Source organism: Agrilactobacillus yilanensis, assembly GCF_003946725.1.
Lineage (GTDB): Bacteria > Bacillota > Bacilli > Lactobacillales > Lactobacillaceae > Agrilactobacillus > Agrilactobacillus yilanensis.
In genome coordinates, this window is the sequence record NZ_RHOY01000011.1 from 60,354 (window position 1) to 77,089 (window position 16,736).

12 protein-coding genes and 1 pseudogene are annotated in these 16,736 nt (G+C 42.1%); 11 read left to right on the forward strand and 2 right to left on the reverse strand.

Going from position 1 to position 16,736, the window contains the following annotated elements; translation table 11 throughout:
* The first annotated feature begins 262 nt into the window (after positions 1-262).
* The 6 genes from EKM93_RS08710 to EKM93_RS08735 all read left to right on the forward strand — a co-directional run bounded on the left by EKM93_RS08710 (position 263) and on the right by EKM93_RS08735 (position 9,224).
* Complete coding sequence (locus EKM93_RS08710; protein ID WP_125715024.1) at positions 263-1,774, forward strand: hypothetical protein; 1,512 nt, start codon at positions 263-265, stop codon at positions 1,772-1,774.
* A gap of 448 nt (positions 1,775-2,222) precedes the next feature.
* The gene (locus EKM93_RS08715; RefSeq protein WP_125715026.1) at positions 2,223-3,191 is read left to right on the forward strand and encodes a LacI family DNA-binding transcriptional regulator; all 969 of its coding nucleotides are present in this window, start codon (positions 2,223-2,225) and stop codon (positions 3,189-3,191) included.
* Positions 3,192-3,508: 317 nt separating this feature from the next.
* Complete coding sequence (locus EKM93_RS08720; RefSeq protein ID WP_125715028.1) at positions 3,509-4,861, forward strand: SLC45 family MFS transporter; 1,353 nt, start codon at positions 3,509-3,511, stop codon at positions 4,859-4,861.
* 374 nt (positions 4,862-5,235) lie between these two features.
* The gene (locus EKM93_RS08725; protein WP_125715030.1) at positions 5,236-7,479 is read left to right on the forward strand and encodes a glycoside hydrolase family 65 protein; all 2,244 of its coding nucleotides are present in this window, start codon (positions 5,236-5,238) and stop codon (positions 7,477-7,479) included.
* 75 nt (positions 7,480-7,554) lie between these two features.
* Complete coding sequence (gene pgmB / locus EKM93_RS08730) at positions 7,555-8,226, forward strand: beta-phosphoglucomutase (protein ID WP_125715032.1); 672 nt, start codon at positions 7,555-7,557, stop codon at positions 8,224-8,226.
* Positions 8,227-8,228: 2 nt separating this feature from the next.
* Entirely contained in the window at positions 8,229-9,224 is a 996-nt protein-coding gene (locus EKM93_RS08735; RefSeq protein ID WP_125715033.1) for an aldose epimerase family protein, read from the forward strand.
* A 91-nt stretch (positions 9,225-9,315) separates the two neighbouring features.
* On the opposite strand, the pseudogene EKM93_RS08745 reads toward EKM93_RS08735, so the two are convergent.
* Positions 9,316-10,563, reverse strand: a pseudogene (locus EKM93_RS08745) (M20/M25/M40 family metallo-hydrolase).
* Between the two features lie 110 nt (positions 10,564-10,673).
* On the opposite strand from EKM93_RS08745, the gene EKM93_RS08750 reads away from it, so the two are divergent.
* The 5 genes from EKM93_RS08750 to EKM93_RS08770 all read left to right on the forward strand — a co-directional run bounded on the left by EKM93_RS08750 (position 10,674) and on the right by EKM93_RS08770 (position 16,012).
* A complete protein-coding gene (locus EKM93_RS08750) occupies positions 10,674-11,423 on the forward strand; it encodes a hypothetical protein (protein WP_125715037.1) in 750 nt (249 codons plus the stop codon).
* An 84-nt stretch (positions 11,424-11,507) separates the two neighbouring features.
* On the forward strand, positions 11,508-12,293 hold the full coding sequence (locus EKM93_RS08755; protein ID WP_125715039.1) for a hypothetical protein: 786 nt from the start codon (positions 11,508-11,510) through the stop codon (positions 12,291-12,293).
* Positions 12,294-12,386: 93 nt separating this feature from the next.
* The gene (locus tag EKM93_RS08760; protein ID WP_125715041.1) at positions 12,387-13,058 is read left to right on the forward strand and encodes a hypothetical protein; all 672 of its coding nucleotides are present in this window, start codon (positions 12,387-12,389) and stop codon (positions 13,056-13,058) included.
* A gap of 162 nt (positions 13,059-13,220) precedes the next feature.
* Positions 13,221-14,225, forward strand: coding sequence for a glycoside hydrolase family 73 protein (locus tag EKM93_RS08765; protein WP_125715043.1), 1,005 nt, complete (start codon positions 13,221-13,223; stop codon positions 14,223-14,225).
* Between the two features lie 143 nt (positions 14,226-14,368).
* Positions 14,369-16,012: a hypothetical protein gene (locus EKM93_RS08770; protein ID WP_125715044.1), complete on the forward strand. Its 1,644-nt coding sequence runs from the start codon at positions 14,369-14,371 to the stop codon at positions 16,010-16,012.
* Between the two features lie 138 nt (positions 16,013-16,150).
* On the opposite strand, the gene EKM93_RS08775 is transcribed toward EKM93_RS08770, so the two are convergent.
* Entirely contained in the window at positions 16,151-16,717 is a 567-nt protein-coding gene (locus EKM93_RS08775) for a hypothetical protein (RefSeq protein WP_125715046.1), read from the reverse strand.
* Positions 16,718-16,736: the final 19 nt, after the last annotated feature.

Consider the following 16,736-nt stretch of genomic DNA (forward strand, 5'->3'; position numbering starts at 1 on the left):
CGTTTAACGTTAATTTAAAAACTAATCCTGTATCATCATCAGTCCCAATTCTGAAGCTATCGGCAAGTCGTGTTTTTAAATCTCCAAAAGGGATAATCTTAAAGTAACGCTATTTGGCTTTGTCCAGATTTTACACTTAATTTTGTCTACTAAATTTTTCACTTTAACTCATTAAATTTGATAGTGTACTGAACTGTGTTTGCGGTATAACTACGGTTGTATCTATGAAAGCAAAACTCATAATTTTTTAGGAGGCACTATTATGAAAAAGTCTTCAAATATTAAGTATTTTGGTATTGCAGCAGCAACCTTAGTCAGTTTAGGTGTCGGGGCGGCAACGTTAATTACACCCACGGCAGCGCCAGCAACGGCGCAAGCGGCCACCACAGCAGATAAGGATTTTCCAGCTTTTGCGCCGGTAATGTCCGGTACTTCAGATACAGCAGGTTCAGTTCAGGTGAATGGTCAGTGGCAAAGCGTGACGTTATCGGCGGGCTTACCGATTAATGCCAGCACGAAGTTATCGACTTCTGGACCGGTGAGCGGCAAGACGTATTACGTTTTTGCTGGGGCCACGTATCCGGGGGCAGATGGCAAGGATGCCACGGGTGATGTGTATGTGCCAGCCAAGGGCTTAACGAAGCAGTATACCGTTAGCTTTTATGGCGGGGCAACAGGAACAGCAGCGACGATTACCACGGATGGGACGACGGCGGCTGGTTCAGATGCAACAACTTCAGCAACCAATGACTTGAAGACCGGTACGTTAAAATTAGATGCAGTGTACACGGACGGTACCAATACATTCTTTGCTTATCGGCATGATGGGCAAACTTACTTCGTTAACACGGCGGCTGTGACGACTTCAGCAGCGTTAACCACAACGGATACGGTGGGGACGGTCACAACTAATGATGATAATATGAAGACTTATACGGATCCAGCTTTGCATAGCTATACTGGGAAGTTGGTTCGGGATAAAGGGACTGAGTTAAGAGTCGATCAGCAGGCCAGTGATGCCAGCGGTACGGTTATCGCTTATCATGTGACCAGTGATGCGGACGAAGGGGCAGATACTTGGGTTCCGGCGTCTGATGTGACTTTCACAGCGAATAAATTAGTTCGACAGGCGGCTACGGGTTCATTGACGGCTAAAGATGAGGCGACGATTTACTCTGATAAAGAGACCACTACGGCAACGGATCTGACGTTAGCTGAGGGTGAGACGGTCACTTATAATGTGGTTGTTAAGAATTCTATTGATGGTACGATTGTGGCTTATGGGATTAAGGGCGACGATGGGACGTACACTTATGTGAAGGCGTTCGATATGACGGTGAACACGGCGCCAACTGTGAAAACAGCGGCTTTGCCTTTAGGGACAGCAGTTTATTCCGATTACAAGCCAGCAACGATTTACAGTGATCCAGCAGCAACGAAGGATTCTGGGACTAAATTAGCGACTTCTGTGAATGAATGGACGGCTTTTGCCACGTCAACAGATAGTGATGGCGCTATTGTGGCTTACAAGTTGGGGAAGGATCAATGGATTAAGGCCAGCGATTTGCAGATTGAACAAGATTTGAGCGGTACCTTTGACACTGCTGCGGGTTCACCATTATATAGCAGCGATGGGACACAGTCCGGGAGTATTTCGGTTGCAGGCCCTTATCAAGTTTTTGCCGTACGTTATATTAACGGGAAGCAATCTTTGAAATTGGGGACGGATAATCAGTGGATCAAGGCGTCAGATGGGGATTATTATCCTGCTTAAGTTTTGAATCCCAGTGCCGGATTGGGTGATAAAAATGAAAGAAATCACAGGTCTTCGCCTATTGTTGGCGGCGTTGTTGGCTGTGGGCGCTGCCACTACGGCATTAGAAGTACGATTGTCTCAGCTACGGCCGCAGACATCTGATAAATCATAGTATCAGCGCTATAACGGCGCTTGCAACTGAAAGGAAGTGGTGTCCTGCGCACCAAACCAATCACTCCGCAAGCACATTTGATGCGTGCTAAAACAAAATCCAGTTTGAAGTAACGATCTAGCGCGTTATTTTGGACGAGAATCATAGGCTTAGGTTCTTTTTAGAATTTAAGGCTATGATTTTTTTAATTACTGATGATTAATCGGTTAATCACTGTAAAGCAAGGCGGGTCTTATGGTACAATATGTTCTGATTCAGCAATAAAACAAGGTTTAGGGTATAGGAGTTTTTTGAATGGTCACAATACGTGATATTGCTAAAAAAGCTGGTGTTTCAGCTTCTACAGCGTCCCGGGCGCTTAATAATAATGCGCATATCAGTGAGGCGACAATTCGCAAGGTTAAGCGAATTGCAGTCGAAATGGGCTATCGGCCGGATTATAATGCTAAGAATCTGACTTTGGGTGAGGCCAATGCGGTGGGCGTTATTTTCCCAGTGGGGAATGATCAAGTTACCGGTAATCCTTTTTATATCAGTATTCTGTCAGGGATTAATCAGGAATTAATCAAGCGCAAATATTCGCTGTCCGTGGCGATTGCTAAAACAAATAAGGATTTATTTGAAAATGTAAAGTCGATGGTGATGCAAAGTAAGATCAAACGGTTTATTTTGCTGTACTCGAAGCAACACGATCGGGTGGCGAATTTCTTACGGCAAAATGAATTGCGGTTTGTGGTGATTGGGCAGCCGCCGTATCAATACGATTACTATGTGGATAACAATAATGTGAAAGCTGGCGCCAGTGCGACGAAATATTTGTTGACCCATAATCGGGTGCAACAGCCGCTATTTGTTACCTCTGACCAAGATTGGGCCTATGAATGCCAGCGTTATCAAGGTTTTGAACAAGTTATGGCGCAATATGATTTGCCTGCACAACGTCTGCAAGTCGATTTAAAACAGTTAAAAGTGTTAGATGCGTTTATTTTGGCGCATCCGAAGATAGACGGGGTTGTGGTTACCGATGATAATTTGGCCATGGAGTTTTATGGCAGTTTTCATCGAGTGTATCCTAAGCGGCAGTTGGCCGTGGTGAGTTTTAACCATGTAGTGCCCTCAGTTTTCTTAGCGGAACATTTCAATTCGGTGGATTTATATCCGGAGATGATGGGGATTAAGGCCGTTGTTTTGTTATTCAGCGATCGAGAAGATGAAAAGATAAATGCAAAACAGCATTTAATTGTGAAACATAAAATTGAATAGAAATAACCGCCTCATTTTTTAAAGGTGGTGGTTATTGGAGCTAACGTTGCGGATGCAAGGTTAGCTTTTTTTGATGATAATTTAGGTTTTTGAGCCCTTAATTTTGGGATAAATAAAGCGAATTCATAAATTTTTCAATTTTTTTGAGTTATTTTTATTTTTCTATAAACACTTATACATCAGTGATAATAGCCGTTTTATAGACTTGAGATTAGGTTATTTTTTGAAGAAAATTTGTGCAAACGGTTGCATTAAAATGAATACGGTTTTATAATGAACTCATCAAATGAATTAAGCACGATGGAAGAGGGGTTAATATGGCAGACAACGAAAAGACAAAAGAAACACAAGGTCTTCCTAGCTTACCTGCTAGTAAGATTTGGATGATGAGTTTTGGTTTCCTCGGCGTCCAAATGGCATTTACATTACAGAGTTCACAAATGAGCCGGATTTTCCAAACAATTGGGGCTGATCCCAATAACTTAGGTTGGTTCTTCATTTTACCACCGTTGGCCGGTTTAATTGTGCAACCGATTGTAGGTTATTATTCTGATCGAACTTGGGCACCTAAGTTAGGCGGCCGGCGTTTACCTTATTTAATTTTAGGCACGATTGTTGCCGCAATTGTCATGCTATTATTACCTAACTCTGGTTCAATGGGCTTTGGTTACGCTTCAATGGCAGCGCTATTATTTGGTGCTGTTACCGTAGCTTTCTTGGATCTATCATCTAATGTTGCCATGCAGCCATTCAAAATGATGGTCGGAGATATGGTCAACGACGATCAAAAAAGTTATGCTTATGGTATCCAGAGTTTCTTATCCAACACCGGTGCCGTTATCGCCGCAATTTTCCCATTCATTTTAGCCGGTTTAGGCATTGCCAATACCGCCGCTAAAGGGGTTGTACCTAAATCTGTTATCTGGTCATTTTACATCGGCGCAATTATCTTGGTGATTTCTACAATTATCACCATCGCCCGGGTCAAAGAATACGACCCACAAACTTATGCGAAGTATCATGGTATTTCTGAAGAAGCTAACAAAAAAGGCGGTAACTGGATTAGCCTTTTGAAAAAAGCACCAAAAGTATTTTGGACAGTAACTTTAGTTCAATTCTTCTGCTGGATGGCTTTCCAATATCTCTGGACATATTCTGCTGGGGCAATTTCCGCTAACGTTTGGCACACGACAAATGCAAGTTCAGCTGGTTATCAAGCTGCCGGGAACTGGTATGGGGTTTTAGCCGCTGTGCAATCTATCGCCGCTGTTGTTTGGTCTTACGTTTTAGCCAAAGTACCAAACAACCGTCACAAACTCGGTTACAGTTTAAGCTTATTATTAGGTGCTGTAGGTTTCATTTCCGTCTTCTTCATCCACAACCAATACGCTCTAATTGCGTCATTCGTCTTAGTCGGCATGGCTTGGGCCGCAATGAACACGTACCCACTAACAATGATCACTAACGCCTTATCCGGGGAACACATGGGCACATATTTAGGCCTATTTAACGGCTCAATCTGCTTGCCACAAATCGTCGCATCCCTAGCCAGCTTCGGCCTATTCCCATTATTAGGCGGCTCACAAACCAACATGTTCTTACTCGCCGGCATCATCATGGCCATCGGCGCAATCTCAGTTAACTTTATAAAGGAAACATATAAAGCCTAGAGCGTGAACCAACACGGGTGATTTCGCAATATAACCTAGACTTGGCAGCCAGTCGCTGGCGACTGGCAACAAGGCGTAGTTATATGTAGAAATCAGTGTTGGTGAACGCGTTTAAGAATCAGAGCGTGAACGCGTTTAAGAATCAGAGCGTGAACGCGTTTCAAAACCAGAGCGTGAACTAGAGCGGGAAAGCCTCGAGCACTAACCTAGACCTGTGCTGTAAGTGAACTTTACTTACAAACAGGACGTAGTTAGGTGAGAGCTTTGCTCTAGTGAACGCATTTAAAACCACCTATACAATAGAAAACAAAAACAACGCACCACAGCTTAAACAACCACGACACTTAAACACAAACAAAAAAGGAGATTTCATAATGAAAAGAATTTTTGAAGTTCAACCTTGGGATGTTATCACACACGAATTTAACCCCGCTGACAAGAGACTGCAAGAATCCATGACCAGCCTTGGTAACGGCTACATGGGCATGCGTGGCTTCTTCGAAGAAGATTATTCAGGTGACACCTTGCCAGGCCTTTATCTTGGCGGCGTCTGGTTCCCAGACAAAACCCGAGTTGGCTGGTGGAAGAACGGCTATCCAAAGTATTTTGGTAAAGTGATCAACGCCGTGAACTTCATTAAAATGAATTTTATTATTAATGGGGATAAGTTAGATCTAGCAACGGACACATTCAGTGATTTCACCTTGGATCTAAATATGAAAGAAGCCTTACTAACCCGGAGTTTTGTTGTCACAAAAGCCGGTGCTAAATTACAATTTACCTTTGAACGCTTCTTAAGTGTTGCGCAAAAAGAACTCTCAGTTCAACGTGTTCAAGTGAAAAACGTTGGCGATACTGCCGCTGAACTCAAAGTGGTTTCTGCCATTGACGCAGACGTTAAAAACGAAGACGCCAATTATGACGAACGTTTCTGGGATGTTTTAGATGTTAATGAAAACAGTGTGGTTGCCAAAACAGTGCCTAACAACTTCGGCACACCGCAATTCACTTCAGCAATGACCATGGCCCATGTTACCGACTTAACACCAGCCGGCGGCAAGACCCATGACAAAGAAGCGATTCAATGCTTCAAGAAAACATTAGCGGCCAATGAAACAGCTACCATCGAAAAACGAGTTATTGTTGTCACATCAAGAGATTATGAAACGCAGCCCGCATTGACGTCAGCAATGGCTGACTTAGCCGCTAAAGTTGCCGATGAAACTTATGACAATTTATTGACCGCCCATACGGCCATTTGGGCCCAACGTTGGAGTCAATCCGATGTGAAAATCCAAGGGGATACGGAAGCACAACAAGGTATGCGCTTTAACTTGTTTGGTCTATTCACCACTTATTATGGCGAAGATGCCCGCTTGAACTTTGGACCAAAAGGCTTTACTGGTGAAAAATATGGTGGTGCGACTTATTGGGATACGGAAGCGTTTTGTATTCCAGTTTACTTAGGTATTACGAAGCCAGAAGTGACCCGGAATTTATTGATGTATCGGTATAAGCAATTAGATGGGGCCTATGTGAATGCTAAGGAACAAGGGCTCAAAGGTGCGTTGTATCCAATGGTGACGTTCAATGGGATTGAATGCCATAATGAATGGGAAATCACTTTTGAAGAAATTCACCGTAATGGCGATATTGCCTTTGCTATTTACAATTACACCCGTTATACCGGTGATAAATCTTATGTCTTGCATGAAGGCAGCAAAGTATTAACCGAAATTTCTCGTTTCTGGGCAGATCGGGTGCACTTCAGTGAACGGAACAATCAATATATGCTTCACGGGGTTACTGGACCGGATGAATATGAAAACAACGTAGATAACAATTGGTATACAAACTACTTAGCGCAATGGACGTTGAAGTATACGTTGGAGATCTTGCAAGAAGTAGATGCGACGCAAGCCGCTGAATTGCAAGTTACAGATGCTGAAAAGAAACAATGGCAAGATATTGTGGATCGGATGTATCTGCCATATGACAAGGATTTGGATATTTTTGTACAGCACGATGGTTTCTTAGACAAAGATATTCAGCCTGTCAGCAGTATCCCAGCGGATCAATTACCATTGAATCAAAATTGGTCTTGGGATAAGATTTTACGCTCACCATATATCAAACAAGGCGATGTCTTGCAAGGTATTTGGGACTTCATGGACGACTTCACCACGGCTGAAAAACAACATAACTTTGATTTTTACGAACCATTGACGGTTCATGAATCTAGTTTATCCGCTGCCATCCATGCCGTTTTGGCCGCCGACTTGCATTATGAAGATAAGGCAGTTGAATTGTATGAACGGACCGCCCGCTTAGACTTAGACAATTACAACAATGATACAGATGACGGCTTGCACATTACCGCAATGACCGGTGGCTGGATCGCCATGGTTCAAGGCTTTGCCGGCATGCGGGTGCACGATGATGGCACTTTGAGCTACAAACCATTCTTACCTAAAAAATGGACAAGCTACAACTTCCGTCAAGTCTTTAGAGATCGGGTCATTGAAGTGAACGTCGCCCAAGACGGCGCTGAATTCAAATTGATTTCTGGCGAACCATTAACCATTACAGTTGATGGCAAAGCTGTTGAATTAGCATAATAGACCTAAATATGGGGCTGGCGACACAAGATGTCTCAGCCCTATTTATGTAGATATAGAAGGGAAACGATAATAATGGCGACATTTGAACAAATTAAAGGTTTTATTTTTGACTTAGACGGGGTCATTGCGGACACTTCCGTTTATCATGCCCAGGCTTGGCGCCAACTAGCTGAAAAACTAGGGGTGACTTGGACCGACGATCTAGCCGATGCCCTAAAAGGCGTTAGCCGCATGGATTCTTTGGAATTAATTTTAAAGGCCGGCGGGAAAGAAGCCGCTTATACCCAAGCAGAAAAAGAAGTTTTTGCCACTGAAAAAAATACCAACTATTTAAATTTACTAAAAGGTATGGACCATTCCGCAATTCTACCAGGTATTGCCGAATTCTTAACAGACTTAAAAGCAAACGGCTATCGCCTATCGCTGGCTTCAGCCTCTAAAAATTCACCGTTAGTTTTGGAACAATTAGACTTAGCCCAATATTTCCAAGCTCGAGTGGACCCAACAACGCTGAAAAAAGGCAAACCAGATCCTGAAATTTTTGCCAGAGGGGCAGAAGTGCTGGGCTTGAAGCCAGAAGAATGTATCGGCGTGGAAGATGCCAAAGCCGGTGTAGCCTCAATCAACGGTGCCGGTGAAACCTCCGTGGCCATTGGTGATGCAACAATCTTAAAAGCGGCAGACATTATTTTTGCCGACACAGCCCAATTGACCTTAGCTAATATCAAAAAGGCGATGGCCTAAAGATGAGTGTGACACGACAGCTTTTTGGCACCTATAAAGCCGCCCCAGTTTATCGTTACATCATCGAAAACCGGCGGCACAGCAAACTTTGCGTGTTAAGCTACGGCGCCACCTGGCAAGATTTTCAAGTCCAAGTTAAGGGTACAACACAAAGTTTAATTGAACACTTCGACAGCTTTTCAGAATACTTGCAAAATCCTTACCAAAACGGGAAAACGGTTGGTCCAGTAGCGGGCCGAATTGGCGGCGCCCAATTTAATTTAGGCGCGCAGACATTTAAATTGCCGGCTAATGATCAAGGCAACTTAATTCACAGCGGCGATCATGGTCTGCAGACACAAAATTTCACTGGGACATTTGAAGCAACGAGTAACAAGGTAACATTTGTACAGAAAATGACGCCGGAAATTGATAATTTTCCTAGCAATTTAGAAGTGACCGTCACTTATCAGCTCAGCGATAATGACGAAATAATTGTGACTTACACGGGCTGCAGCGACGCCGAAACGTTATTTAATCCCACGAGTCATGTCTATTTTAAACTAACCGATGATTTTGGTGCCCAGCAATTGCAGATCAATAGCGATCAAGTGGTGGCGGTGGATCATCAAAAGGTGCCGACAGGGGAATTTTTGCCGGTGAACGCCGGTTATGATTTTAGACAGCCGAAGACTTTGGCCCAAGGGTTGGCGGATTTGCAGGCGGCAACGGGACACTTAGAGTTTGACGATACGTATTTACTGCAGCCGGGGGTAAAGGCGGCCACGCTATGTACCGACCAGCATGGGGTAGATCTATATAGTGATCGCAATGGTTTGGTAATTTTTACCGCCAACACAAAAAATGTGGCCCAAGCCGATCAGCATCAATATAGTGCGCTGGCCATGGAGCTGCAGACGTTGCCAGATGCGATTAATCATGGGGGCTTTGGTGAGATTAGGTTATCAAAGGCCAAACCGGTGACATACACGAATCGCTATGTTTACTGGCAGCGGTGAGCATGATTTAAGATAGAAAACAAAAAAATCAAAAAAAAAGAACGGTATAACTATTTTTTGCGTACTTATAGTTATACCGTTTTTTATATGGCTAAATTTCAGAGAATTTTTGTGCGATGGTTTTATAAAGGTCAATGTAATCTAAGTAATCTGTTTCATAGACAAATTCATTGACTTGATGGGCGCTTTCGTTACCGGGACCGGCGACAACAACGTCAATTTCCGGATTAACCCGGACAAACTGAGAAGCATCCGTACCACCGGGGGCACCCACGGCTATGGCGGATTCGTGTCAAGTTGCTTGATAGCTTTCATGAACAAGCTTTAAAAACTTGGAATTTAAGTCCGTCTTAACCGGCCAGTTACTGCTGGTTTCAATCATTTCCAGGTTCATCTTAGGATCTTGAGCTTGGAGTTTGGTGATTAAAGCCTGTATATCTTTAGTGAGACGATCGTTATTATACTCTGGAATCGTTCTGATTTTGACGGTCATTTCGGCGTAATCAGGAATGGTATTATCTTGATCGCCAGCATTTAAAATTGTGATAGCTGGAGTCGTTCGGCCTAAGATGTCATCGCTGTATTGGGTAATTGTTTCAAAGTAAGCTTTTTGTGCATTGTAAAAGGTCACTAGATTGTCCAAAGCATTAATACCCACTTCAGGCATAGAGCTATGGGCGGCTTTACCTCGGGCAATAATCTTATAGACAATCGATCCTTTATGGGCGCAAAAGAAACTGTGACGGCCGTAATGTTCGGGCTGTTGGGCGGGCAGTTGAATTAAACCGCTACCCATGAGCTTCTTTAAAACGATATCGGCGGAAGCATTACTTGGTTCGCCCACCACTAAAGCGTGAACATCGTTGACGTAACCATCTGCGGCTAACTTTTGTGCACCTAATTCGCCTAATTCCTCACCAACTGTGGCTAAAAATTTGATATTGCCATGGAAATTAGGATCTTGGCTTAATTCAATCATCGCGATGGCTAAACCGGCTAGCCCACTTTTCATGTCAGAAGTGCCCCGGCCAAAGATTTTGCCGTCATGATGTTTTGGATTAAAGGGGCCATAAGTCCATTCGTCCGCAGCGACTGGTGCTACAACGTCTTGATGGCCGGTAAAACCTAAAATCGGGCCGTCCCCCTTGGCTAACGTCGCAATTAAATTCACTCTATCTGGAGCGTAGGCATGTAATTCGGTATGAATCTTGTGCGCTGTAAAGAGGGCTTGCAAGTAATCTGCAACTTGTTTCTCATGGCCGTTGACGGTTTCTAATCGAATCAAATCGTCTAAAATGGCTAGTTTTTCTGCTTTATTCATGATCTGTAGGGCCTCCATGTCAATTAATCTGCGATTCGCAGTTTATGAACAGGTCTATTCTAGTATTTTTTTCTAGAAAAATAAACCATAAAGGCCTAGAATATTAAAATTTTAGAAAGTTGGTAATAATGATGACACAAACATTACGTTTAAACCGATTGGATGACGCTTTTTCCACTTATTTGAACAAACGAGGGGTTTTGATCACCTGGTTAGATCGGATGGGGGCGGCTTCGGCAACCGCCGTGAACATGATGTCCCAAAAACCGTTGACGCAACCGCAGTTACGGCTTTTAAAAGACGGGATCAACAACAGTGATACTTTACGAAACCTCAATGCCTTGGATATGGCAGATCCCCGCAGCAGCGATTATATGGCGACGTTTATCGGGGCTTTACGATATTTAACTTATGATTTGGCCTGCTTAGGACCGATCAGCCATCCCAAAAGTTTGGCGGCGGTACAAACGATCAATCGAGAATTATTTGAAATTGCGACGACACAAAAAGAAATTCAAGCTGATTTGGCGGATTATATTGAAGATCATACGTTACCACGGTTTTATCAGATTGTCTTGTTGACTGTGAATCATGCCAATGAGTTAATGGCAGATTTGCCTTGGGTTGATTATCCGGGAAAATTGAGTAATGTGGGCATGGACTTTATTGAATTAGTGTTTAGTTTAGGTGAACTTTACTTCGGGCAACGGGGGGCGATGACCTTTGATATGACTGAAAAATATCAAAATTGGTTAGATGAAATCTTAAGTCGGGTCCAGCTGGCTGGGGATCAGCATCTAACACCGGCTGTGCAAAAACAAATGATTGAAGCGCATATCGCCAAAGTCAAAGATCAGTTAGATTTTTATACTGTCTAAAAATTTTTGTGTTTACCATTGTTAAGGGCTTACAGGATTGATATTATAGAAATATAAGCGTACTTTGAAGGGATGTTAAACACAATGGATAAACAACTAAATACATTGATCAGCGGTTTTATGGAACCAAATCAAAATGTCATGACTTGGCTGGATCGGGTCCACGTGGCGACCTTGACGATTTCTAATATTTTTAAAGGGATGGTTAATGAAATTGACGGCGGCCTAGATCCAGATGATGCGAAATTATTAGACGATATTACCGATGAACAGCAGGCGATGATGCAGGAATTAAAAAAATCTGAAGAATTTGCCGGCTTGTTTGACGGTGCTGACGGCACTGATGATGCAGTAGATGATGAACATGACGATCAAGATTTCCCTGAACTATTCAGTAATGCCTTGTCTTTTGCTTGCTATGATTTTGTAAGCTTAGGGGCGATTGATGACGCTACAAGTATTGAAGCTATCCAAGCTGTTGGGGATAATATTTTCGGGATGTCTGGGGAACCAGCTGAAATTATTGAGGATATTCAAGCTTATAACGAAGCTAATATGCCTCGCTTTTATGAAGTTTTGACGAACTTGATCAATGAAGTTTCTGATATTTCTGGCGATATGCCTTGGGTGAAATATCCGCAAGGGGACAGTAATGCAGGGATTGATTTTATTGAAATGTATACTAATTTAGCAGCGATGTATTTTGCGTATAAGGCAGAATTTGATCAAGAATTAGAAGCAAATTATCGTTTGTTGTTAGAAAAAATGATCCAAAGTGTGCATTTATCCGCAGACCAAGCTTTGACAGAAGCTCAAATTCAAGGTGTTGTGGATACAAGTGTGACACAAATCAAAAGTAATTTGGCCTAGACCGGGTCACAGGATTACCATTAAAAATTCATAGAATCATCATGAAAACCTTTTAGGATAAACACTAAAGTGATTGCCTAGGAGGTTTTTATTTTGTGGGCAGGGACAAAAATTAAATACACCAGTCTGGCAGTATTAGGACTGCTAATTACGGGACCAATGGTAGCTTCTCATGCAGCAGCAACGGTTGAAAACACCGTCTATGCCAGCACTGAAACGGTGAGTGTTGACCAGCAACCAGACACAACCGTATCAGAGGGCTTTGAAAATACTAGCGGTACTGTAACTACACGCTATAATCGGCTAACAACTTATAGTGACCAAGATTTAACCCAAGCGACCACGACGGTTATTCCAGCTAAGCAGACATCTTTAGTTGTGGATCAAGTTGTGAAAAATAGCGCCGGTCAGCCGACTGCTTACCACATTGCGGCTAGTTCTGGCACTGCCGCTAATAATTGGGTGGCTGCTTTGGCTGTAACTTACAGTGATAATCTGCTGAACTTAAGCGGCAGCAGCTATACGACCGTCACGGTTAAGGGCACTTTTACAACTACCCAAACGAACATACAGACTTATAAAGATTACTTATTGGCTACTAAAACCGGCCGGATTATTACCAAAAAGGGTCAAACATTCACCGTGGATATGGCAACAAAAGATAGTAATGGCAATATTACCGCTTATCATATTGCCACGACCGCTAAAACAAATGGTGGCACTTGGCTTTCGGCAACAAAAGGTAATTATAAAGACAGCCGTTAGATGGTGAATAAATACCATTACTTTATGACGTTTCTTTTACAGGAAACGTCATTTTTTATCATTTAAATTACAACTTCGTGATTTGCTTGTAACTCATATTTTTAATTGCTATCATCAGGATAGGAAAATTAAAAAAGATTAAAGATTTTGAGGGAGCAATACATGAAGAATTCATTGATTAAACACGTGGCCGTGGCCGGACTTGCTGGTGTCATGGGCATGGGAACCGTTGTGACAAACTTAGCTACTTTTGGCAATACGGATACACCAAAAACCGTACAAGCCGCATATACTGAACAGCAATTTTTGGACTTAGTATGGCCGTCCGCACAACAAGTTGCCACGAGCCAAGGCTTGTATGCTTCTGTCATGATTGCTCAAGCAATGTTGGAATCAAATTATGGGAACTCTAAATTGGCCCAAGCCCCAAATTATAACTTATTTGGGATCAAAGGGGATTATAACGGCGCTTATGTGGCCTATGAAACTCAAGAATGGCGGGATGATCATTATGAAACCGTTGTTCAAAATTTTAAGAAGTATCCAGATTATTACAGCTCAATTCAAGATAACGGGGATAAGTTACGAAATGGTGTTTCTTGGCAGCCACTACGCTATAACGGCGCTTGGATTGAAAACACAAATAGCTACGAAGATGCGACAGCCTGGTTAACTGGCCGCTATGCGACGGCGCCAGATTATAACACAAAACTAAATAATTTAATTGCCCGTTATAATTTGACAAAATATGATCCACAAATCTCTGGAACAACGGGTGTTGTAACATCTACCGGGACTTCAACGTACAATATGTATGCCGGGCCAAAAACATCTAATGGGGATTGGTTAGGTAATGGAACACAATGGCGCTACGATCGTGTTGTGACACTTTATAATGGCGAAGTTTGGTATCGTTTAGGCGGCAATCAATGGGCTAGCGGTGCTAACTTAAGTACAGGCAATACAACAAGTGATGGTAATTCTGGCGTGGTCAAGATGACAAGTACCGCACATCTATACAGCAGTGCTGGTACTGGTTGGACAAGCCGAACTTTGGCAAAAGGCACTGACTGGCGTTATTTTGAAACAAAAGACGTCAATGGCACCACCTGGTATAACTTAGGTGGTAACCAGTGGATCTCTGGGAATGCGGTAGCGATTCAGTAAAATTATGATTTTTTAAAGTTATTTTAAAGAATCGTGTTATAATGAACTATAGCCGTATTTCTGAATGTACAAATGATATAATGGCTATTATATGAGCGACTTAGGTAAGATGAATTGTAAGTTTTCAAGGAGGAAATTTTATAATGAAGAATTCAAAGATCAAATATGCCGGTATTGCAGCTGCTGCCTTATTAGCTGTAGCACCAATCGCAACACCAGTTATCTCTGCAAGTAGTCAAGTGGGTATTGTGCAAGCGGCCGATGATGCTACAACGAGTACTGCTACACCAATTAACGCGACAGGAGTTGCTGTATCAAGTTTCACTAAAAATGATAAAACTAAAGTTGATACTGTTGCTACAGTAGATATTAAAAATAATGTGGTAACTGCGTTTTATGATGCTAACGGAGATAAAATTAGCACAACAGCAACTCCTGATGGTAATGACGTCAATACACCTGCTGATGGCGCTGAATTAGTATTGGCTTCACCAATTACTTTGTACAACATTAGCAATGGTACTAGTGCTAACGTTACAACCTTTAAACTATTAAGTGACAAAACAATCAATACTGCAGTGACTGCTGGTGGGGATACTGCAATGAGCAACCTGTCAACTACAAGTAAAGTGACAGAAGTGGCTTTAGCAAATGCTAAGACTTTTGTTAATGCTAAAAGTGCAACAGCTAAAATCTATAGCGACCTAACAACAACTTCTGTTACTAAGAATACCATTGCTGATGATGGTGATACTTTGGCACTTGCTGCAGGTAAAGACACTGATGGCGATATTGTATCTTATAAAGTTGGTGATAACCAATACGTTAAAGCTGGCGATGTTAATGTAGTTACATTAGATCAATTGATTGCTAAAGGGACTATTAAAACAACTAAAACAACAGTTGCTTATGATTCAGATTTAAACAACGGATTTGTAGATTCTACAAGTCGCTATGCTAAGAATCAAACTTTAAATTACACAGCTATTTTAATAGACCAAGATGGTGATAGTTTTGCATATCGCATCAAAGATGGTACTGATACTTATTGGATCAAGGCTTCTGATGTTACTACAGATACAGATACAGATTCTGATTTAGCAATCACCACTGTACCTTCTGGTCAATTAACAGTTAACTCTGCTAAAAAAGCAGTCGTTGTTTACAACGATGCCGCAACAACACAAAAATCTGGCAGCACTTTAAGCACAGATTATGCTGAATGGGGTGTTACTCGGACAGCTAAAGATGCTGATGGCGATATTGTAGCTTATGACTTAGGCAACGGCCAATGGGTTAAAGCTTCTGATGTTACAACATCTGATGACAATAACAACAATAACAATAGTGGTTTAACAATTAAGAACACGGTATCTGGGGATGCGCTTTACTCTAACTACCAACCATTACAAGTTTATAGTGATGCTGCTATGACAACACCATATTATGAAAATGGTCAAAGCAAGACCTTAATGACTTGGTGCACTGAATGGTCTGCATTCCACTATGCTACAGATGCTAATGGCAACATTAAGTCTTATGACTTAGGTGGTGGCCAATGGGTTAACGCTAATAACTTAACACGTGTTGCTACTTGGGGCGGTAATATCGTTCTTGAAGCTGGCACAACGTTGACAAACATCAATGGCCAAAAGACAGGATCTATTTCTGCTTCTGGTTCATACCAAGTCTTTGCTGCTAGCTACATCAATGGTAAACAATCATTGAAGTTAGGCAACGATAGCCAATGGGTTACTGCTGCTAACGGTGATTACTACCCAGCATAATACGCAACTAAGCGTTATTTACTGATAAAATTAATGTTAAAAGTCCAATTCAATTTTGAATTGGGCTTTTTTTGCTGTAATAAAAAACAACTAGAATCAGCTGTCTTCTAGTTGTCCTGAATTATAGTGGAATTAACTTTAATTGAATGGGGCTCCGTCTATATCTATCTGATAGGCATCACCATTTGGATAAACAATGAAGTGGTAAAAGTATTGTGGGTAAAAAATAGATTGATCCTTTACCTCCCAGAACCTATCCCCCCAATAATTTCCGTACGGACTATTATAGCCATGGTAAATAACATGCCATCTGCTATCTGCCTCATTCTCATCGTGATATCGGGTAACAGTACTCAAGAGTGCATCATTGTCATCATAAACGGGAACTCGAACTTGTTTTGCTTGAATCCACAGATCACCGCCAGCCCAATAATAAAAGCCATCATAACGGCTTGTATACCCGTACACTTGCCACTGAGAATTTTTGGGCAATATTTTCAGAAACTTCTTTTCTCGGTCATTTCCTTCGAAAAGGTTGGCACCCCATTGCCCACTGACAGTTGCGACAGAAGAGTAGTCGTAGAATTGGTCCTTTTCTCTAAAACCATACAGTATTCCTTCGGCTTGGACTTTTGCGATAGGTACTAATAGCTCTAGTAACAGAATTAAAGAGAAAAGTAGTGTAAATGCTTTTTTTGATTTCATTTTAGTCCCTCCTTTTGAT

What these genes read in the sequence shown, in the direction of transcription:
- EKM93_RS08750 (WP_125715037.1), top strand. Translation starts at nt 10,674, where the DNA reads ATGATGACACAAACATTACGTTTAAACCGATTGGATGACGCTTTTTCC.
- EKM93_RS08720 (WP_125715028.1), top strand. Translation starts at nt 3,509, where the DNA reads ATGGCAGACAACGAAAAGACAAAAGAAACACAAGGTCTTCCTAGCTTA.
- EKM93_RS08725 (WP_125715030.1), top strand. Translation starts at nt 5,236, where the DNA reads ATGAAAAGAATTTTTGAAGTTCAACCTTGGGATGTTATCACACACGAA.
- EKM93_RS08770 (WP_125715044.1), top strand. Translation starts at nt 14,369, where the DNA reads ATGAAGAATTCAAAGATCAAATATGCCGGTATTGCAGCTGCTGCCTTA.
- EKM93_RS08765 (WP_125715043.1), top strand. Translation starts at nt 13,221, where the DNA reads ATGAAGAATTCATTGATTAAACACGTGGCCGTGGCCGGACTTGCTGGT.
- EKM93_RS08775 (WP_125715046.1), bottom strand. Translation starts at nt 16,717, where the DNA reads ATGAAATCAAAAAAAGCATTTACACTACTTTTCTCTTTAATTCTGTTA.
- EKM93_RS08735 (WP_125715033.1), top strand. Translation starts at nt 8,229, where the DNA reads ATGAGTGTGACACGACAGCTTTTTGGCACCTATAAAGCCGCCCCAGTT.
- EKM93_RS08715 (WP_125715026.1), top strand. Translation starts at nt 2,223, where the DNA reads ATGGTCACAATACGTGATATTGCTAAAAAAGCTGGTGTTTCAGCTTCT.
- EKM93_RS08755 (WP_125715039.1), top strand. Translation starts at nt 11,508, where the DNA reads ATGGATAAACAACTAAATACATTGATCAGCGGTTTTATGGAACCAAAT.
- pgmB (WP_125715032.1), top strand. Translation starts at nt 7,555, where the DNA reads ATGGCGACATTTGAACAAATTAAAGGTTTTATTTTTGACTTAGACGGG.
- EKM93_RS08710 (WP_125715024.1), top strand. Translation starts at nt 263, where the DNA reads ATGAAAAAGTCTTCAAATATTAAGTATTTTGGTATTGCAGCAGCAACC.